The organism is Filimonas lacunae (assembly GCF_002355595.1).
Taxonomy (GTDB): Bacteria; Bacteroidota; Bacteroidia; order Chitinophagales; family Chitinophagaceae; genus Filimonas; species Filimonas lacunae.
This window is the reverse complement of the sequence record NZ_AP017422.1, coordinates 7,652,868-7,672,488: the sequence shown is the minus strand read 5'-3', so window position 1 is coordinate 7,672,488 and position 19,621 is coordinate 7,652,868. Positions and strand designations below refer to the sequence as shown.

The window sequence follows — 19,621 nt, the reverse complement described above, 5'->3', positions numbered from 1 at the left end:
GCTTTGTTGTCTGTTTTATTGAATAAAGACGGATTAAATTTTAACTTATACCCTTTCTTTCCCCCGGTATTATCGTCTTCTCAGTTGAGCTGGTAAGTCGATAACACAACGGAAACCAATATAAGATTTAGCTGTATCCTGGTATTCGTAGTTACGTGCGCTTGTTTGCAGGTAGTAAGCTACGTCTTTCCAGCTACCGCCACGAACCACTTTCCTTTTCATACGGGGAGGATCAGTTTCCTTAGCATCCCAGCGAATATCAGGGTTCATATCATGTTGGAAGTTGTAAGCACCTTCGTAGTAGTAAGAAGAAGTCCATTCAGCTACGTTGCCGGCCATATTATATAAGCCAAAATCGTTAGGCCAGTAAGCATCAGCTCTTACAGTATAGAAGCCACCATCTTCCGGATAGTTACCTCTGCCTGGTTTAAAGTTAGCTAACAAACAACCTTTTTTGTTCCTGGCGTAAGGGTTACCCCAAGGATACATAGATTGTGTACGGCCACCTCTTGCAGCATATTCCCATTCTGCTTCTGTAGGCAAACGGAAATCGCTCTCCGTAGCTTTTTTAGTACGTTCCAGGAAGCTGTTCAGGTACATAGTACGCCATTGACAAAATGCTACAGCTTGCTTCCAGTTAACACCTACAACAGGGTAGTTGCCAAAAGAAGGGTGAGCGTAATAACGTTTAGCCATTGGCTCATTATAAGAGTAAGAGAAATCACGCATCCAAACTAAGGTATCCGGATACACTTTCTGATTGTAACGGTAAATGAACCTGCTGCGGTTACCAGCGTTTTCGCGTCTGGCAGCTTCTTTCAGGTTAAAGCCCTGTACATTGTATTCCAGTTTGTCTGGATCAATTTCAATTTTGTTGTACAGCCTGTTGTCAGGAGCCAGCACCATAGCATTCAGTTTTTCCAGGGTGCCTTTGTCGCTATACTTGATAGTTCTGGCTTTAGCCCAGTCTACCGCAGTATCACCTGTAGTTCCTGTTTTGAAATAGCCTAACTGTACCGCGGCCAGAGAATCTCTCACCCAGTTTACAAACTGACGGTACTCGTTGTTGGTAATTTCGGTAGCGTCCATCCAGAATCCATTGATAGACACCTGCCTGTTACGGGCTGTGTAACTGTAGTTTACGTCTTCGTCGCTGGGTCCCATGTGAAAGGTTCCTGGTGGCACATACACCATTCCAATGGGTCGTCCCATACTAGCTCGTGTAGAGGGAGCTACTCCGTGTAGCTGACCATCATTAGGCGCTCCGCCTCCTTTTCCACTCGGTTTGCAACCGCCCATCACCAAGATGGCGGTTAAGGCAGTTAGTGCGCTTATTGCAAATAATTGGCTTCTCATTTTTGTCAATAAAGGTTATTGAAGGGTATTGGCAAATTTTACTACTCTATTACTACTTGGCAATTTGCATTTTAAAGCAACTTGCACAACTAAATCTGAAAAATATTTGTTTTCCATATATGAATTAAACTTTTATTTGTCAGATGATGTAAATATAGGAGGAAAAGCCAAACCAACACTTCATTTCAGGTATTAATTAATGTTTATTCTATGGGATTGTTAAATTTCCAATTTTTCTCTATCTTACTTTTTTTCACCCACTTGCCCTGCCCACCTTTGCCTTTTCTTAACGTTTTCTTACCGTTTCTTATTATGCTAACAATCACATTTATATACAAAAACCATTACAAGAGATCTAAAAGCTCCTCTACTGAAGTAACAGGGGCCTCACAAGCGTAGTTTTTACAGAGAAAAATCAACGTTTCATCGTTTTTTCCATGCCTATTATCTAATAGTGGAAAAAATTGATCCGATCCCCTATTGCTTTGAATAATTTTTATGGGTATATAATGTGTTATTATTTTTTTAACTATCTCCGGTGCTTTTTCTCCTACCACCACTATTTCGTGAACCCCTTGCACAATAGCCTGTAACAGCATGGCCCAAACCCCAAAAGAAGTGGGATATCTTACAATGGCCTGCCCCAATGCCTGAATCATTTTCTCTGCCTGCTGTTGCCACTCCTGGTTATTAAATATGACAGACAAATAATAAAGATTGCTGGCCATTACCGCATTTCCGGAAGGCGTGGCCCCGTCGTACACTTCTTTTTTACGCACTACCACATCTGTTTGATTGCGATGGGTAAAATAGAAATAGCCCGACTCTTCATCTGCAAAATATTCCTGCAAATAAAGTACAATGTCCTGAGCTTTAAGTAGATAAGCGGAATTACCTGTTACTTCCTGCAATTTAATATATGCCTGTACCAGGTAGGCATAATCATCCAGGAAGGCGGGAAATTTGGCATCCTTTTTCCAGCAATGCTGCCAGCTGCCATCAGCTGCCCGTAATTTATTTTCAAGGAATTGCATGTTTTTTTCTGCAATTTCCAGGTAAGAAGTGTTCCCTAATACTGCGTAGGCTTCGCAATAGGCTGTATTTAAAAGCGCATTCCAGCCCAGCAAAATCTTGTCGTCCAGCAATGGGCGTATGCGGGTGGCCCGGATAGCCATCAGTTGTTGATGCCATTGTACCACTTTCTGCTCCAGCCAGAATAGCTCCAGGTTCTTTTCTGTAGCAAAAGAGGCTAGGCTTTCCGGTAACCATATAATATTAGTATGCTCCTCGTGCCAGTTGCCTTCCGGGGTAATATTATATAGTTCGCAAAAAAGAGCAGCGTCTTCCTGTAAAGCAGCTTCAATTTCTGTGATATGCCAGGTATAAAATAGCCCTTCCACCCCTTCACTATCTGCATCCAGGGCACTATAAAAACCAAAATCAGGCGACAGCAGCTCCCGCTCTATAAATTGCAGGGTTTGTTCTATTACCTGTTTGTATTCTTTTTGGTGTGTAAGCGCATATGCTTCCGACAAAGCACTGATCATCAAAGCATTGTCGTACAACATTTTTTCAAAGTGAGGAGCAAACCATTCTTTATCTGTGCTGTAGCGGGCAAAACCACCACCCATCTGGTCGTAAATACCTCCCTGAATCATCCTGTTCAGGGTAAGCAGGGCTTGCTCTGCCACTTCGGAATTACCCGTTAAGTGATAATGTCTTAACAAAAAACGGATGGTGAATGATTGCGGAAATTTAGGAGCGTTACCAAAACCGCCCCATTCTCTGTCGGAGGAGGTTAACACATTTGCCGCCATTTGCTCCAGGCTTTCGCGGGTAAATAAACCAGCGTTTTCTTTGGCTCCGGCGCGGTTAATACCAAACTGGTTGGCATTTTCTAAATGTGCGGTAAGATTTTCGGCTTGGGTAAGGATGTCATCCCTGCGTTGCGTCCAGGCTTCTTCTATTCCGGAGATAGTTTCCCGCCAGCTGCTTCTGTTAAAAGCACGAACCGGGGGAAAATAAGTACCTCCATAAAAAGGTTTCAAATCGGGAGTGAGAAAAACATTGAGTGGCCAACCTCCGCTGCCGGTCATTGCCTGCACAGCATCCATATAAATATGGTCAAGGTCGGGCCGTTCTTCCCGGTCAATTTTAATGTTCACGAAAATGCGGTTCATTAATGCCGCAGTTTCTTCGTTTTCAAAACTTTCACGTTCCATTACGTGACACCAATGGCAGGCAGCATAACCAATACTTACCAGTATTGGTTTATTCTCTGCTTTCGCTTTTTGCAATGCTTCCTCACCCCAAGGATACCAATGAACCGGGTTGTGGGCATGCTGCAAAAGGTAGGGACTGGTTTCGTGTAATAGCTGGTTAGCCATTATATTTCTTTACTACTCTAAATGTGTTTATTTAGCCAGTTTTTGACTGCTTAAATATTGATCCAGCGCCGATACCATGCTGGGAGCCTGCGGTGCCGGAGCTTTAATTTCCAACGGCAACCCTGCTTCCTCAACTGCTTTGGCGGTGTTACTACCAAAAGCACCTATATGGGTATCAGTTAACTGAAAGTCGGGATAGTTGTCGTATAAACTTTTTACACCACTGGGAGTGAAAAAACAAATAACGTCGTAGCGCTGGCTATCCATCACCTCTTTTACATCATTACTCACCGTGCGATACATAAAGCCCATCTGGAATTCGCACTTGTTCGTTTTTAGCCAGTTTACAATTTCGTTATCCTGCTGGTTTTCGCTGCACACATACAGGAAACGTTCATTTTCCTTATGCTTATTGATAACGTCGAACAAGCTTTTGTTGGTACCATCTGCGCCGTAAAACACCTTACGCTTACGATAGAGGATAAATTTCTGGAGATATAAAGCCACAGCTTCTGTAATGCAGAAATATTTTGTGTCTTGTTTAATACTCACCTTCATTTCTTCGCAGGTGCGGAAAAAATGATCAATCGCGTTCCGGCTGGTGAAAATAACAGCTGTAAACGATGCGATATCCACCTTTTGCTTGCGAAAATCACGCGCAGGGATACCCTCCAGCTTAATGAATGGATGAAAAAACAACTCTACATTATACTTTCTGGCCAGCTCAAAATATGGTGATTTATCGCTTTCTGGCCTAGGCTGGGTAATTAATATTCTTTTAGCACTGCTTTTCTTAGCGCCTAAGCTTTTTGCCCCATTTTTTACCATGCTGTTGTTCCCCTGGTTACAATTAAAAATATTAAATAGATAACCCTAATTTGCTGAACAAAATCTTATATATCAGCAAAACAGGTAATATTTCCACGGCACAAAGGTAAATAAAAAAGTGAAAAGGACTAATACGCACCATGTTGCGCACTGCTGCTAACGACAATATATACCTGTATATGAGTAGAATACCGATTAAAAATGTGGAAATTGTAAATACAATTACATTCAAATCTCCTGTAGAATAGGCTAGTAACCATACCAGTGGTAAAAGTGCCACCGCCAGTAATTTATTCACCAGAAATACAATAAATATATAGGTTTCAGCGGCTTCTGACACTCTGAACACCCACCCGGTGAACCGGAGAAAGAGAAATTTAAGCAAGTAAACAGCTGATAATATCAGCATGCTATATAGTACAAAATACCAAAATGTGATGTGGGTAAGTTTCTTCTGTGTAGCAACGATACTGATGTAGATAGCTGCCACCATAATAAACAGTAAGTTCATCATCAGCGAGGGCAAACGGCCTTGTAATAATTGCTCACGGGTTTGTTTTTGCCGGAAGGAAGTTTGCCTTATCAACATAAACATATAAGTGAAGTACTTCGGGAAACTGGCCCTGATAAACCCTAAAATCAGTAAAAGCCCCATCAATACATAAAACAGCTGATCTTTCTCCTGTAACACCTTGTACTCCGATACCATAAAGACAGGCGTTTTTCCTATAGGCAGGTAAGGATTTTTAAACAGGTGCTGAAACAAAGTGTCTTCCTGCCAGTTTACTGTATGTTGAGTAGCAACAATAGTTGGGGCAGCCGCTTTAGCAAGGCTGTCTGCTTTCATTTTTATAGAATCGGCAGCCCTGTTATGCTTTACGGAATCGGTAGCAGATGTTGCTACTGGTGGCACTGTTGTAGCAGGGGCCTTTCTGGCAGTATCTGTTTTTTTAACCGTATCCCGCGCCGGAGCAATCCGCCGTTGCACAGAATCGGTCTGTGCCCACGCCTGAATAGAAAACAATACAAGGGCTATAAAAATGAAATGCTTTAGCATGAGTGAACAAATATATAAACACCCGTGCAACCTATCAACTTCTGTATTCGGCTATTGATAGATGTTCAATTACTTTTGCACTATAAAGTAGCTGCGGCTATCATCACTCAACATTAATTTTCCGTAAAATGTCAGGCATTTATATTCATATCCCTTTTTGTAAAAAAGCCTGTCACTATTGCAACTTCCATTTTTCTACCAACCTGAAAACAATGGATGCGCTTTTGAGTGCTATTTCTAACGAAATAACCTTGCGCAAAAATTACCTGCACGATACAGTACATACTATATACTGGGGAGGCGGCACTCCTTCTATCCTTCCTGCTGCTGTTATCCATACTATGCTACATCAGATACGGTCACAATTCACGGTTGCGCCAGACGCAGAAATAACACTGGAATCAAACCCTGACGACATTACCACAGAAAACCTGCAGCAATGGAAACAGGCAGGCGTTAACCGGTTAAGCATAGGCATTCAATCTTTTTTTGAAGAAGACCTGGCCTGGATGAACCGGGCACATAATGCCACCCAGGCTAAAGCGGCTATTGAACTGGCACAAGCTGCCGGGTTTGATAACATCACCATCGACTTTATTTATGGTGGCCCCACTTTATCGGACGAACATTGGAAACAAAATGTACAAACAGCCATAGCGCTGGGCATTCCCCATTTGAGTTGCTATGCGCTTACTGTGGAACCTAAAACAGCTTTGGAAAAGATGATTGCCCAACATAAAAAAGAAGATGTTGACACTGATAAGCAGAGCCGGCATTTTGATCAACTGGTGCAATGGGTTACTGCTGCGGGTTTTGAACACTACGAAATTTCCAATTTTGCCAGGCCCGGCTACCGTAGCAAACATAACAGCAATTACTGGGCAGGTACCCATTATTTAGGTGTGGGCCCTTCCGCACACTCTTTTAACGGCATTAGCCGCCAATGGAATATTGCGAATAACACCTTGTATACACAAAGCCTGGAAAAAGGCGAAGTTCCCTTTGAAGTAGAGTATCTAACCACCAAACAGCAGTTGAATGAATATATTATGACCAGCCTTAGAACTATGGAGGGGCTTCATTTAAAAAAGATACAGGAAATTCAACCGGGGCTGGCGGGCGAAAAAACGGTAGAGCAACTGAAAAAAGGAGCAGCCAAATACATACAACAAGGATTGATGCTGCAACAGGAGGATACCCTTATAATTACCAATGCAGGCAAATTTTTAGCCGATGGTATAGCAGCAGACTTGTTTTGTTAGCGCCTGCTTATACCAGGGCTGCTTCTATTTTAGCAAATCCTTCTGCCGCCGGCAAATGCTCCCACAATATCTCGTAAATGGTGGCCGCAACGGGCATCGCCACTGCAAACTGCTGGTTGGTATGGAATACGCACTTGCTGGCGTTATACCCTTCTGCCACCATGTTCAGTTCCAATGTAGCTGCTTTTACAGAATAGCCTTTCCCAATCATGTTTCCAAACATACGGTTGCGGCTGTATAGCGAATAGCAGGTAACCAGCAAATCGCCCAGGTAAACAGAAGCGGTATAGTTAATGGCTTCCCGTTCTACACCAACAGGGTAATGTTCGATAGACCGTTGTAAAAAACGGTTCATCTCATTGGCTGCGTTAGCGATATAAACACTTAAAAAGTTATCTCCGTATTCAAGGCCATGTGCAATGCCTGCCCCTAATGCGTAAATATTTTTTAATACTGCTGCGTACTGCGCCCCTACCACATCGTGATTTACTACAGTATTAATGTAATCAGTGTGGAAATAAGCCGCTATTTCAGCTGCTGCATTTTCATCTAATCCGGAAAAAGTAAGATAAGAAAGTTTTTCGGCCGCCACTTCTTCTGCATGGCAAGGCCCTAGTACTGTAAAGTAATGATGAATATCTAATTGAAACTTTTCGGCCAGGTATTCATGTAACAGCTGGTTGCTGCCAGGTAAAATTCCTTTTACCGCCGAAACCACCTTTTTGCCAGCAAAGGCATCTGCGGGCAAAGCCTGCAAGGCATCATGTACATAGGCAGATGGAACTGCTATTACTATTACATCAGATTCGGCAACCACCTGCTTAACATCGTTGTACATGTTAAGCAGGGTGTTATCGAAATAAGCAGAGCTTAAATAATGAGGATTATGGTGTCGTTGGCGAATGTGCTGCACCGTATCTGCATTACGCACCCACCAGGCAATACAATGTTTGCCATCCGTTAATATTTTCGCCAGCGCCGTAGCCCAACTTCCACTTCCTATTATTCCAAACTGCATAACACGCCTGTTTAAACCAATAAATCAGGCGACAAACATAGGGAGATTTGTCTTAATTCTTTTTAAAAGTCTGAACCAGCTCACTTTTCGGAACTACTTTCACTTTAGTACCCTGCTTCAGCTGCTTGTTCACCACATCATAAGGACCGCTAATCACCTCATCACCTGGCTTCAGGCCTGTTTTTATTTCAATATTATTGATATCCTGTATATCAGTGGTCACTACCACCTTTTTAACAGTACCATCCTGCTGTAGCACAAACACCACTTCCTGCAAGTCATCTTTATTTACTTCGTCGTCGTTATTGCCAGAGGTGCTAGCTTTATCTGCATTATCTTTTTTCTCCTTTTTGTCTTTCCCTGCCGCATCATCACTGTTTTTATCACGCGTGGTAACCGCATTCAATGGCACTGACAAAGCCTGTGCATGTGTTTTGGTTTGAATATCGGCGCTGGCAGTCATATTAGGCCGGAAAGGGAAAGCCTTGCCTTTCACCAGCAAATCTTTATAACTATCCTGCAATAACCGGATATGCACCTGGTAATTGGTGATAGTAGTTGAAGAAGATGCCGAACTGGTAGTGCTGGAAGATGCGCTGGAAGGGTTGGCTATTTTATATACAATTCCTTTGAACTTCCTGTTATTATAAGCATCTACCTGAACAATAGCGCTGTCGCCTATTTTCACTTTAGGAATATCATTTTCGCCTACGTCTACCTGTACTTCAATGCTGTTTAAATCGGCAACACGCATCATTTCTGTACCGGTCATCTGTGCAGTACCCACTACTCTTTCGCCTTTCTTCACCAGCATTAAACTTACCACACCATCCATAGGAGCTGTAATAGTAGTTCTGCTTACATCTTTACTGGCCCTGTTTAAACTAGCCTGGGCACTTCTCACACCTGCCAGGTTTGCATTAATGTTATCCTTTGATGCCTGATAATTGGACTGGGCAGAAAAGTAAGCCTGTGATGCCTGCTCAAATTCAGATTGGGAAATCACCTTTTGATCCAGCAATGTTTTTTGTCTTTTATAAGCCGCTTCTGTCTGGTCCAGTGTAGCTTTCAATGCTCCCAGCTGTGCTTTCGCATTAGCTACCTGTGCTTCTGTTTGGGAAACGGTAGCCGCTGCCTGGTCGCGCTGTGAAGCATAGATATCTGCATAAATGCGCGCCAGCATTTGTCCTTTTCTCACGGTGTCGCCTTCGGCAATTGTGAGCTCTACAATTTCGCCGGAAATATCAGAGCTTATTTTCACTTCTACCTCGGGATATACCTTACCGCTGGCTGTTACCGTTTCTGTAATAGAACGTACAGCAGCCTTCTCCGCTGATACTTTTGTCCCTTCGTCCTTACCCAACGCTCCACTTTTTTTAAGAACTACCAGTAAGATGACCAACACCACCAGTGTACTGATAATCCATATTGCTTTTTTACTCATATACAAAAACAGTTTCTAGGATCATTGAATTATAATTTAAGCCCCTGCCCTTTGTAAAACTCCAGCAATTTCATGCGAAATACATATTCATACTGGTTGCTTAACTGTTGCAGTTTGGCTTTAAGTAAGTTGTTCTGGTTAGTAAGTAAATCTATTGAACTCAATAGCCCTACTTCATATCGTTTAGTGGCAAAGTCATATGCTTTTTGTGCAGAAGCTACGCTTCTATCACCTGCATAAAATTTTTGCATTGCCGATGTTGCATTCACGTAAGCTTTATAAATATTCTGTTGCAAATCCTGATTTGCCTGTGCTTTTTGCAGTTGCAATGTTTTCAAATCCAGTTGCGAACGCTGATAATTGACTTTATAAGTGTTGCCTGAATTAAAGATGGGCACACTTAGCGTGAATCCTATGGACTGGTTAAAATTCTGATCCAGCTGAGAACCATATCCATCCCACCATTTGCCAAATGATTTACGGGAATAAGAACTGGAATAAACCGGTGTTTGCACAGGATATATCTGGCCATTTATATCCGTAAAATAAGGCAAATAATCATAACCGGCTATCGTATTAGTAGCAGACTTCAATGAACTGGAAAAGCGGGACGTAAGGCTATAACCCAGCGATAAAGAAGGATACAATTGCGATTTATACGCTGCAATTGTTTTTTCAGCTCCTTTTATTTTAAGTTCATTTACTTTTTGCAGCGGCTGATTGTTTAAAGCCAGTTGATATACAATATCAGGCTGCATATCTGCAATATTTTCCAAAGGAATTTGTTCCATAGGAGGCGTATCTACCTCAAAGGCATCTCCTGCTTCTATGTTAAGAAGTGCCTTCAAAGAAAGCACGTTTTGCTCAAAAGTAGCTCTGGACGTAATCAGCGCAATACTATCTGTTGCCAGCTGCGATTCAATTTCTGCAAGGTTGAGTTCAGGTAACGCACCTGCATCTACACGGCTTTTGGTATCCTTATATTGTGCCAGATCCTGCTTTATCTGAACTTCTGAAATATTGATCTGCTCTTTAGAAGCTACTACCTGCAAATAATAAGTGGCAACATTCATAGATACATCATTAGCGGCCCGTTCTATATCCTTTAAAGCAGCTTCTGCATTAAATCTGGCGGCCTGAATGCTGTTTTTGAGCTGTCCAAATCCAAATACCTGTACACTCCCCTGCAATCCATAATTCTGATACAATAATTGTGTGGTAGTAAATTGGTTGGTAGTAGGATCAATAGAACGCCCAAACTGTGTCCCCAATCCTGTAGAAAACCCAAGACTGGGAAACCGGTTCATTCTGGCCTGCTTTAGTTGCAGTTCACTAATGCGGGCCTGTACATCGGCCTGCTTAACAGAAATATTATTTTTTACCGCGTATTCCACGCAACGGCGAAGGTCCCATTTTTCCTGTGCAAACAACGCAAAGGGCATTGCAGCAGCCAATAGAATCAGTAAGCGCTTTCCCATGTAACAAAAATAACCGAATAGCCGGCATGTTTCTTAAAACTTGATGAGCGGAAGTTGAACGGGTTTTGCGGATGAATATGATCAGTTTTGTACTTCGCTTTTCAGAATATTCAGCTTAATAGCAATATGAACGATCAGGGTAGCTGCACAACACGCTCCAAAAAGTGCCGCAATCAGAATGGTATAATATTGAATGGTCCACTCCAATGTATTTTTAGTTTGCGTAAAAAAGCTGGCCTTTTTTCCTGCCGAACCTTCAAACAAAGACACCCTCACAGTGCAATACTCATTTTCAGAATTGAAATTCCCCAACTCTACACCTAACTCCTGCAATTCCTTTTCTATCTCCAGAATTTTATCATGTAGGGTAACAAAGTCGGAGATTACGCCGCTTTCCGATTTCAGTTCCTGTAAAGAGGCCAGTGTTTTTTCCAGTGACTCCCTTTTTGCGTTCAGCTGGCGGTACTCATTGGTTTTATCCACTTTTACCACTTCCCGCTCTTTTACGGTGCCTATTTTTTGAATAGCCGTATAAAAACTATCAAAGGCAGATGGTACTACACCAATAGATAAATGTAACTGTCGGCTACCTTTATTTCCCACACTTTGCTCGTATTGTATTACGGCACTAAATTGTTTGGTTGCACTATCCACCGCAGCAGCATCTGCATCAAATTTGGTAGTACGGGTTTGTACCGTAGCTGTTTTTTCATATTTCTGGTTATCGGCCCAATCAGGCGCACTTACCCGTTTCCCACCCTTTTCCGATGCATAGTTTTTTCTTAACTCCCCTATACTGCTAAAGAAATCAGAATCGGCCACCCAATTGTTTCTCTCTACGGAGGAAACCAGGTAGCCATATGACAGCCTGAAAACAAATAATACCAGGAAAGGAATGGTGAGATATATGATTACTTTTTTAGTTCTGCGCTTGAATGTTACATTCATTGGTTAAGATTTTAAGGTTGAAAGCTGAAAGTAACGGAATTTGTTTGTTCTTAATAACACAGGTAAACCCTTTTTATACAGGTGGCATCCCGGAAGCAGAAGTGTATATTTGCTATAGCAGTTAACCTGGTTTAAAGTACAATACGAATGCCTATACATGAAAACAAAATATGTCCCCGCTGCCAGCAGCCCTTTGAATGTAAAGTAGGCGATGTAAGCAACTGTCAGTGTAACGGATTACACCTTACCCAAGCCGAACGCGATCATATTGCACTGAAATACAATGATTGCCTTTGTATCGGTTGTATGCGGGAACTCAAAAACAAATACACCTTATTCAAAGAAAAATTCTTCCCCGATTTTCAGTAATGCCCCTTCTATGTTTCACCCTTGAATAGGGGAATTTTTACCAAATGCCTATGCAGTGAGGGTTCTGTTTATTGTGTAAAAAGTATGCACACCCTGTTTATAAGTTTCTTTCCCATTACCTGTTTTCTGCCCGAGATTGCAGGAACATTAAGGCACTATGCTATCCGTCTTTAAAGAGGAACCGGGTGAGATTCCCGGGCTGTGGCGCAACTGTGTTTTCCGTTTTGCATGGAATTAGTCAGATACTCGGCCTTAATGATATTACTGACAACCCTTACGCTCATAAGCTTGTCGGAGTTTAGACACCATAACATTGTACAATTCCCCCCGTACAGTCATAGGATCTTACACTCTGCCCGGTTAAGAAATATATTGATACTCATTTGATTATATTATAAATGGCCCGGTTTATGGAAACAGAATTATTACTACAGGAGAACAAGGAACGGTTTGTTTTATTACCCATCAAGTACCCTGCTATATGGGAAATGTATAAGCAGCATGAAGCCAGCTTTTGGACCGCAGAAGAAATTGATTTGTCGCAGGACTTAAAAGACTGGGCTGGAATGAATGAAGGGGAACAGCACTTTATTAAACATGTATTGGCATTTTTTGCAGCCAGTGACGGTATCGTAAACGAAAACCTGGCGGTGAACTTTATGAGCGAGGTGCAGCTGCCCGAAGCACGTTGTTTTTATGGTTTCCAGATTATGATGGAAAACATACACTCAGAAACCTACGCCTTATTAATTGACACTTATATTAAAGACCCGGCCGAAAAAAATAAGCTGTTCAACGCTATTGAAACTGTACCTGCGGTTACTAAAAAAGCACAATGGGCACTGCGCTGGATTGAACAGGGCTCTTTTGCCGAACGCCTGGTAGCTTTTGCAGCGGTGGAAGGCATCTTTTTCAGCGGCAGCTTCTGCTCTATTTTCTGGTTAAAGAAAAGAGGATTAATGCCCGGCCTTAGCTTTAGCAATGAATTGATTTCGAGAGATGAGGGCCTGCATTGCGAATTTGCCTGTTTACTATATAGCATGCTTAGCAATAAGTTATCACAGGAAAGGGTTACGGAGATAATTACAGATGCCGTGCGTATTGAAAAAGAATTTATCTCAGAATCATTACCTGTAAGACTGATTGGCATGAACGCCGATTTGATGAAACAATATATTGAGTTTGTGGCCGACCGGTGGATTACTGCACTGGGCTACCCTAAAATATTCAACGCCACCAATCCCTTCGACTTTATGGAAATGATCTCTTTACAGGGAAAAACCAACTTTTTTGAGAAAAGAGTGGGTGATTACCAGAAAGCGGGTGTGAATAGTTCGAAGGAGCAAGAGATCTTTTCAACAGATGAGGATTTCTAATATACATGGAACAATAATTGAGCGCTGAGAACAACGAATAACAAACCAATAACTCTAACACAAAATTCTGTAACCTATGTTCGTTATAAAAAGAGACGGCAGAAAAGAATCAGTAAAATTTGACAAGATTACAGCTCGTATTGAGAAACTGTGTTACAGTCTCAACAGCAAATTCATAGACCCCACTAAAGTGGCTATGAAGGTAATTGAGGGACTTTATGACGGTGTTACCACCACAGAGTTAGATAACCTGGCTGCAGAAACGGCAGCTTCGATGAGTACCATTCACCCGGATTACAGTTTGCTGGCATCCCGCATAGCCGTAAGCAACCTCCATAAGAATACCACAAAGTCGTTCTCCATCACTATGGGGGAGCTATATAATTATGTAGAACCTAAAACCGGGCTAAAAGCATCCTTACTGGAAGATGAAGTATACGCCGTAATCAGCAAGCATTCGGCATTGCTGGACAGCACTATTATATACGACAGGGATTTTGCCTTTGACTACTTTGGCTTTAAAACCCTGGAACGCAGCTACCTGCTGAAACTGAACGGTAAAGTGGTAGAGCGCCCGCAACATATGTACATGCGCGTGGCAGTAGGTATACACCTGGACAATATAGAAGAGGTGATTAAAACCTATAATCTGATGTCGGAAAGATGGTTTACCCATGCTACCCCTACCTTATTTAATGCTGGTACGCCTAAAGCCCAGATGTCGTCTTGCTTTTTATTAACCATGAAAGATGACAGCATTGAAGGCATTTACGATACTTTAAAACAAACCGCCCGTATTTCGCAAAGCGCAGGTGGTATTGGTTTAAGCATTCACAATATCCGTGCTACCGGTTCGTATATCAGCGGCACCAACGGCACCAGCAATGGTATTATTCCTATGCTGCGTGTGTTTAACGATACCGCCCGTTATGTAGACCAGGGTGGTGGTAAACGTAAAGGTGCGTTTGCTATTTACCTGGAACCATGGCATGCAGATATTTTTGACTTCCTGGACCTGCGTAAAAACCACGGTAAAGAAGAATTGCGTGCGAGGGATTTATTCTATGCCTTATGGATAAGCGATCTGTTTATGGAGCGCGTAGAAGCCAATGGCGAATGGAGCCTGTTTTGCCCGCACGAAGCCCCCGGCCTGGCGGATACTTTTGGCGAAGAGTTTGAAAAATTATACCACCAATACGAGCAGGAAGGCAAGGCCCGCAAAACCGTAAAAGCACAGGATTTATGGTTTGCCATACTGGATGCACAGATAGAAACCGGTACACCATACATGCTGTACAAAGATGCCTGTAACCGCAAAAGCAACCACCAGCACCTGGGTACCATCCGCAACAGCAACCTGTGTACAGAAATAGTGGAATATTGTGCGCCGGATGAAGTGGCAGTGTGTAACCTGGCATCTATTGCTTTGCCCCGTTTTGTAATCGACGGCCAGTTTGATCATCAGAAATTATACGAGGTAACTTACCAGGCAGCGGTAAACCTCAACCGTATTATAGACCGTAACTACTACCCTGTAGAAGAAGCACGCAACAGCAATATGCGTCACCGTCCTATAGGATTAGGTATACAAGGTTTGGCAGATACCTTTATATTAATGCGCTATCCTTTTGAAAGCGAGCAGGCTAAACAACTGAACATAGACATTGCCGAAACCATGTATTTTGCCGCAATGACCGCTTCTAAAGACCTGGCCAAAGTAGAAGGCACTTACAGCTCGTATGAAGGCAGCCCACTAAGCAAAGGTGCATTCCAGTTTGATTTCTGGGGTGTGGTACCAGGCAACAGATGGAACTGGAGCGCACTGCAACAGGAGATTAAACAACATGGCGTAAGAAACAGCCTGTTAATTGCTCCTATGCCAACTGCCTCTACTTCACAAATACTGGGCAATAACGAATGCTTTGAGCCATACACATCCAACATCTATGTAAGACGTGTATTAAGTGGCGAATTTGTTATTGTAAACAAGTTCCTGTTAAAAGACCTGGTAGCACTGGGATTATGGAATGACGAAATGAAGAACAGGATTATTTCTGCCAACGGTTCTATTCAGGCTATTGAAGAGATTCCGCAGGAGATCAAGGAAATTTATAAAACTGTTTGGGAGATCAAGCAACGTACACTGATTGATATGGCAGCCGACCGTGGTGCCTATATCTGTCAATCTCAATCATTAAACCTGTTTGTTCAGCAACCGAACAAGGCTAAATTAACCAGCATGCACTTCTATGCCTGGAAAAAAGGCCTGAAAACCGGTATGTACTACTTACGTACCCAGGCAGCTGCACAAGCAGTTCAGTTTACTGTAGAAAAACAAGGCAGTGTGCAAATGCAGCCTTTAAACAACAGAAACCAGGCTGCAACACCAGCTTCTGATGAAGAGATTACCGGTGCGGCTTGCCCCATAGATGGCAGCTGTGAAGCTTGTAGCTCATAAGCTTACTACTCCTACTAAATATCAAAGGCCCATATCTATCGATATGGGCCTTTTTGGGGGCTGATCCCAAAGGCTAAGCTTTAGAAAAAGAAGCTGTCGGCCCTAAAAAGGTCGGCCCCAACTTTTTTAAGCTGAACCTTTTTAGTCAGCCTAATAGCAGAAAAAACAAAGCGCAACAGCAGCAAGTGTCCTCAATAACTGTTAAAACAGAGTTGCACTTTCCGCCCTCCTATTCTAACAAACGGGCGCTTCGCTTGCACTTACGAGTTGCTCGTCCTATAGGACGAGGTATGGGAAAGCACTTCCAGACACCCGGAGCATGCTTTTTTTATGCTCATTCCATCTGCCAGGCCACCGATTCCTTCAATCCCAACGCGTATTCTAACGTACAGGCAACTGATCTGTTGTGCTGAGCTGCTCGTTCTATAGCGCAAGCAGCTCAGCACAACAGACGAGCAGCTCATCCTATAGAGCAAGCAGCTCAGCACAACAGACGAGCAGCTCATCCTATAGAGCGAGCAGCTCAGCACAACAGACGAGCAGCTCATCCTATAGAGCAAGCAGCTCAGCACAACAGACGAGCAGCTCATCCTATAGAGCAAGCAGCTCAGCACAACAGACGAGCAGCTCATCCTATAGAGCGAGCAACTCGCTCTATAGGATGAGGCTTCGGAAAGCTCCCTTTTTAAAGCAACCAGGCACACCTAACAGCTGTTTTTGAAACAGAGATCCTTGCTTCTACTGCATTTACGGGGTATTCGTTCCTGATCAAATACGTATGATTTTCGTGTATCGGTAAGCATACGCCCCAATACTCTGCCGCCTGCATGTCTTTGGCCCAATGATCTTTTTCCATTAATTGCCTGCCAGTCCCTACCTTTGCCCTGTGTTCTTTGTTATAAGGTCAATTCAGTAAAAGGTTTCCGCCAAAAGCGGGATTAATAAGGAACCGTGTGTAAATCACGGGCAGACGTGCTACTGTAAGTTTATTCCGATGATGGGGTTACACTCTGTCAACGGCTGTACAGCAATCACGCCACTACAGTGCGCAATGGCGCAGTGGGAAGGCGCTCTACAGAAAACAAGCCAGGATACTTGCCTTTTTTATTGTAAATGATGAATGCTTTCACGATATAAAGCGTAGTCAGTAATTGATAAGTGCATAATCAGCCCCTTTATATGGCAGGGCTGTGCTTTGTCTTGTCCTTACTCCTACTCCTCTTTTATCCTGTAAACATTTGCTGGCAAAGAGCATGTTTGAATTGTTTCACGTTAAAACAAACAACATGTTCACTAACATTTTGGGCTACCCACGTATTGGTGGCCACCGCGAACTCAAAAAGGCTTGTGAAAGCTATTGGGCTGGTGAGAGTACACTTCGCGACCTTCAGTTAACTGCAAAAGAGATACGCAGGCATAACTGGCTATTACAGCAACAGGCAGGTATTGACCTGATTCCCTGTAACGATTTTTCGTTTTATGACCAGGTACTGGACATGTGTTTAACAGTAAGCGCCATTCCTGAGCGTTTTCACCCCCTGGTAGAGCAACAGCAGTTTCCGGAAACAGATCTTCTTTTTGCCATGGCCCGTGGCTATCAAAAAGATGGTTATGACATTACTGCCATGGAAATGACCAAGTGGTTTGATACCAACTACCACTACATTGTACCTGAGTTTTATGCCAACCAGCAGTTTAACCTGCTTTCGGACAAAATTGTAAATGAGTGCCGCGAAGCTATCCAGGCAGGGATACAACCTAAACCTGTGATATTAGGACCTGTGTCATTTTTATTATGTGGCAAGGAAAAAGAAGAAGGGTTTCACCGTATTGACCTGCTGAAAAATCTGTTACCTGTTTATAAAAAACTGATGCAGCAGCTGGATGAATTAAACATTCGTACCATACAGTTTGATGAGCCTTACCTGAGCTTAAATCTTACTGACGCGGAACGTAAGGGCGTTGTCTATACCTATAATGAACTATCTAAAGTAACACCACGAATTTCTATTTTATTAGCCAGCTACTTTGAATGTTACGGCGAAAACCTGACCACTGTGTTGGGTTTACCGGTACAAACCATTCACCTGGACCTGGTAAGATGCTCTTCTCAATTAGATGATATTCTGGCAACTGACTTTGCGAAAAGCGACAAAAAGTTATCGCTGGGCGTAATTGATGGCCGGAATATCTGGAAGAACGATTTTGAAAACTCATTGAAGCTGATTCAGAAAGCAGTAGCAGCGATTGGCACCGATCGTATTATGATTGCGCCATCCTGCTCTTTATTGCATGTACCATGCGATCTTTCTTTTGAAACAGCGTTACCCGCCGAAATTAAAAACTGGTTGTCTTTTGCTAAGCAAAAGGTAGAGGAAGTGGTTGCCCTGAAACAACTGGCAACCAACGCTGCAGGTGCCGCCGCCTTGCTGGACGAGAACAAGCAAGCCATTGCCAGCCGCCGCACTTCTCCTTTGATTCACAAAACGCATGTAAAAGAAAGAGTAGCTGCTATTACAGATGCAGATGCCCATCGTAACTCGGTTTTTGCAAGCCGCAGGCAACAACAACAGGCACTGCTAAAGCTGCCTTTGTTTCCTACCACTACCATCGGTTCTTTCCCTCAAACAGCCGATATACGTCAGTTACGTGCACAATTGAAAAAAGGCAGTATTACACTGGAAGCTTATAACACTGCCATTAAAGCTTCGACCGAAACCTGTGTAAGAATGCAGGAAGAGTTGAACATTGATGTGTTAGTGCATGGAGAGTTTGAGCGTAACGACATGGTGGAATACTTTGGCGAACAACTGGAAGGTTATGTATTCACTAAAAACGGATGGGTACAGAGTTATGGCTCCCGTTGTGTAAAGCCTCCGGTTATTTTTGGAGACGTAGAGCGTAAAGCGCCTATGACTGTAGAATGGACCAGCTATGCACAATCGTTGACCAACAGACCCATGAAGGGTATGTTAACAGGCCCTGTTACCATATTGCAATGGAGCTTTGTCCGTGACGATCAGCCACGGGAAACCACTACCATGCAAATTGCACTGGCTATCCGGGATGAAGTAAGCGACCTGGAAAAAGCGGGTATTAAAGTGATACAGATAGATGAACCTGCCATCAGAGAAGGTTTACCATTACGCAAAGAAAACTGGGCCGCTTATCTGCAATGGGCAGTGAAGGCGTTTAAAGTTTCGTCGTGCAGTGTAGAGGACAGCACCCAGATACATACGCATATGTGCTATAGCGAGTTCAATGATATTATCGACAGCATTGCCGCAATGGATGCAGATGTCATTACCATTGAAACTTCCCGCTCACAAATGGAGCTGCTGGACGCCTTTGCAGATTTCAAATATCCGAATGAAATTGGCCCCGGCGTTTACGATATACACTCCCCCCGTGTACCTACCGTACAGGAAATGGAGCAACTGCTGCAAAAAGCGGCGGATGTAATTCCTGTAGAACATTTATGGGTGAACCCCGATTGTGGATTAAAAACCCGCAAATGGCCTGAAACCAAACAAGCATTACAAAACATGGTGGAAGCTGCTGCAAAAGCAAGAGCTAAAGCCGGTGTGGTAGTTGCTTAAGAGGACGTTTTTTTACGGCGGTATTACAGTAGTACTGTAAT

General features: G+C 43.0%; 13 protein-coding genes and 2 riboswitches. Of the genes, 5 read left to right on the top strand and 8 right to left on the bottom strand.

Annotation, left to right across the window (positions count from 1 at the left end; genetic code table 11):
- Positions 1-69 precede the first annotated feature (69 nt).
- The 4 genes from porK to FLA_RS30440 all read right to left on the bottom strand — a co-directional run bounded on the left by porK (position 70) and on the right by FLA_RS30440 (position 5,628).
- Positions 70-1,299: a T9SS ring complex lipoprotein PorK/GldK gene (porK, locus tag FLA_RS30455; RefSeq protein WP_455423355.1), complete on the bottom strand. Its 1,230-nt coding sequence runs from the start codon at positions 1,297-1,299 to the stop codon at positions 70-72.
- 401 nt (positions 1,300-1,700) lie between these two features.
- Complete coding sequence (locus FLA_RS30450) at positions 1,701-3,743, bottom strand: thioredoxin domain-containing protein (RefSeq protein ID WP_076379690.1); 2,043 nt, start codon at positions 3,741-3,743, stop codon at positions 1,701-1,703.
- A 27-nt stretch (positions 3,744-3,770) separates the two neighbouring features.
- On the bottom strand, positions 3,771-4,571 hold the full coding sequence (locus FLA_RS30445) for a uroporphyrinogen-III synthase (RefSeq protein ID WP_076379691.1): 801 nt from the start codon (positions 4,569-4,571) through the stop codon (positions 3,771-3,773).
- A 31-nt stretch (positions 4,572-4,602) separates the two neighbouring features.
- Complete coding sequence (locus tag FLA_RS30440; protein WP_076379692.1) at positions 4,603-5,628, bottom strand: DUF4271 domain-containing protein; 1,026 nt, start codon at positions 5,626-5,628, stop codon at positions 4,603-4,605.
- 128 nt (positions 5,629-5,756) lie between these two features.
- Between FLA_RS30440 and hemW the strand changes: the two genes are divergently transcribed.
- Complete coding sequence (gene hemW / locus FLA_RS30435; RefSeq protein WP_076379693.1) at positions 5,757-6,890, top strand: radical SAM family heme chaperone HemW; 1,134 nt, start codon at positions 5,757-5,759, stop codon at positions 6,888-6,890.
- A 7-nt stretch (positions 6,891-6,897) separates the two neighbouring features.
- Here the strand turns inward: hemW and FLA_RS30430 are convergent, their stop codons facing one another.
- From FLA_RS30430 to FLA_RS30415, 4 genes are all read right to left on the bottom strand, one after another.
- Complete coding sequence (locus tag FLA_RS30430) at positions 6,898-7,908, bottom strand: NAD(P)H-dependent glycerol-3-phosphate dehydrogenase (protein WP_076379694.1); 1,011 nt, start codon at positions 7,906-7,908, stop codon at positions 6,898-6,900.
- Positions 7,909-7,960: 52 nt separating this feature from the next.
- Positions 7,961-9,352, bottom strand: coding sequence for an efflux RND transporter periplasmic adaptor subunit (locus FLA_RS30425; protein ID WP_076379695.1), 1,392 nt, complete (start codon positions 9,350-9,352; stop codon positions 7,961-7,963).
- 29 nt (positions 9,353-9,381) lie between these two features.
- Positions 9,382-10,830 carry a TolC family protein gene (locus FLA_RS30420; RefSeq protein WP_084206271.1) on the bottom strand — a complete coding sequence of 483 codons (1,449 nt, stop codon included), beginning with the start codon at positions 10,828-10,830 and terminating at the stop codon, positions 9,382-9,384.
- Between the two features lie 81 nt (positions 10,831-10,911).
- Positions 10,912-11,778, bottom strand: a complete 867-nt coding sequence (locus FLA_RS30415; RefSeq protein WP_076379696.1) for a DUF4349 domain-containing protein — start codon at positions 11,776-11,778, stop codon at positions 10,912-10,914.
- 147 nt (positions 11,779-11,925) lie between these two features.
- Here FLA_RS30415 and FLA_RS30410 point away from each other — a divergent pair, with 147 nt between their 5' ends.
- The 4 genes from FLA_RS30410 (at position 11,926) to metE (ending at position 19,580) form a co-directional block, all read left to right on the top strand.
- On the top strand, positions 11,926-12,147 hold the full coding sequence (locus tag FLA_RS30410) for a cysteine-rich CWC family protein (protein ID WP_076379697.1): 222 nt from the start codon (positions 11,926-11,928) through the stop codon (positions 12,145-12,147).
- 133 nt (positions 12,148-12,280) lie between these two features.
- Positions 12,281-12,416, top strand: a riboswitch (cobalamin riboswitch).
- 141 nt (positions 12,417-12,557) lie between these two features.
- Positions 12,558-13,523: a ribonucleoside-diphosphate reductase small subunit gene (locus tag FLA_RS30405; RefSeq protein ID WP_076379844.1), complete on the top strand. Its 966-nt coding sequence runs from the start codon at positions 12,558-12,560 to the stop codon at positions 13,521-13,523.
- A gap of 76 nt (positions 13,524-13,599) precedes the next feature.
- Positions 13,600-15,981, top strand: a complete 2,382-nt coding sequence (locus FLA_RS30400; protein WP_076379698.1) for a ribonucleoside-diphosphate reductase subunit alpha — start codon at positions 13,600-13,602, stop codon at positions 15,979-15,981.
- A gap of 900 nt (positions 15,982-16,881) precedes the next feature.
- Positions 16,882-17,098: riboswitch (cobalamin riboswitch) on the top strand.
- Positions 17,099-17,267: 169 nt separating this feature from the next.
- Positions 17,268-19,580, top strand: coding sequence for a 5-methyltetrahydropteroyltriglutamate--homocysteine S-methyltransferase (gene metE / locus FLA_RS30395; protein WP_076379845.1), 2,313 nt, complete (start codon positions 17,268-17,270; stop codon positions 19,578-19,580).
- Positions 19,581-19,621 lie beyond the last annotated feature (41 nt).

What these genes read in the sequence shown, in the direction of transcription:
- porK (WP_455423355.1), bottom strand. Translation starts at nt 1,299, where the DNA reads ATGGGCGGTTGCAAACCGAGTGGAAAAGGAGGCGGAGCGCCTAATGAT.
- FLA_RS30450 (WP_076379690.1), bottom strand. Translation starts at nt 3,743, where the DNA reads ATGGCTAACCAGCTATTACACGAAACCAGTCCCTACCTTTTGCAGCAT.
- FLA_RS30445 (WP_076379691.1), bottom strand. Translation starts at nt 4,571, where the DNA reads ATGGTAAAAAATGGGGCAAAAAGCTTAGGCGCTAAGAAAAGCAGTGCT.
- FLA_RS30440 (WP_076379692.1), bottom strand. Translation starts at nt 5,628, where the DNA reads ATGCTAAAGCATTTCATTTTTATAGCCCTTGTATTGTTTTCTATTCAG.
- hemW (WP_076379693.1), top strand. Translation starts at nt 5,757, where the DNA reads ATGTCAGGCATTTATATTCATATCCCTTTTTGTAAAAAAGCCTGTCAC.
- FLA_RS30430 (WP_076379694.1), bottom strand. Translation starts at nt 7,908, where the DNA reads ATGCAGTTTGGAATAATAGGAAGTGGAAGTTGGGCTACGGCGCTGGCG.
- FLA_RS30425 (WP_076379695.1), bottom strand. Translation starts at nt 9,352, where the DNA reads ATGAGTAAAAAAGCAATATGGATTATCAGTACACTGGTGGTGTTGGTC.
- FLA_RS30420 (WP_084206271.1), bottom strand. Translation starts at nt 10,830, where the DNA reads ATGGGAAAGCGCTTACTGATTCTATTGGCTGCTGCAATGCCCTTTGCG.
- FLA_RS30415 (WP_076379696.1), bottom strand. Translation starts at nt 11,778, where the DNA reads ATGAATGTAACATTCAAGCGCAGAACTAAAAAAGTAATCATATATCTC.
- FLA_RS30410 (WP_076379697.1), top strand. Translation starts at nt 11,926, where the DNA reads ATGCCTATACATGAAAACAAAATATGTCCCCGCTGCCAGCAGCCCTTT.
- FLA_RS30405 (WP_076379844.1), top strand. Translation starts at nt 12,558, where the DNA reads ATGGAAACAGAATTATTACTACAGGAGAACAAGGAACGGTTTGTTTTA.
- FLA_RS30400 (WP_076379698.1), top strand. Translation starts at nt 13,600, where the DNA reads ATGTTCGTTATAAAAAGAGACGGCAGAAAAGAATCAGTAAAATTTGAC.
- metE (WP_076379845.1), top strand. Translation starts at nt 17,268, where the DNA reads ATGTTCACTAACATTTTGGGCTACCCACGTATTGGTGGCCACCGCGAA.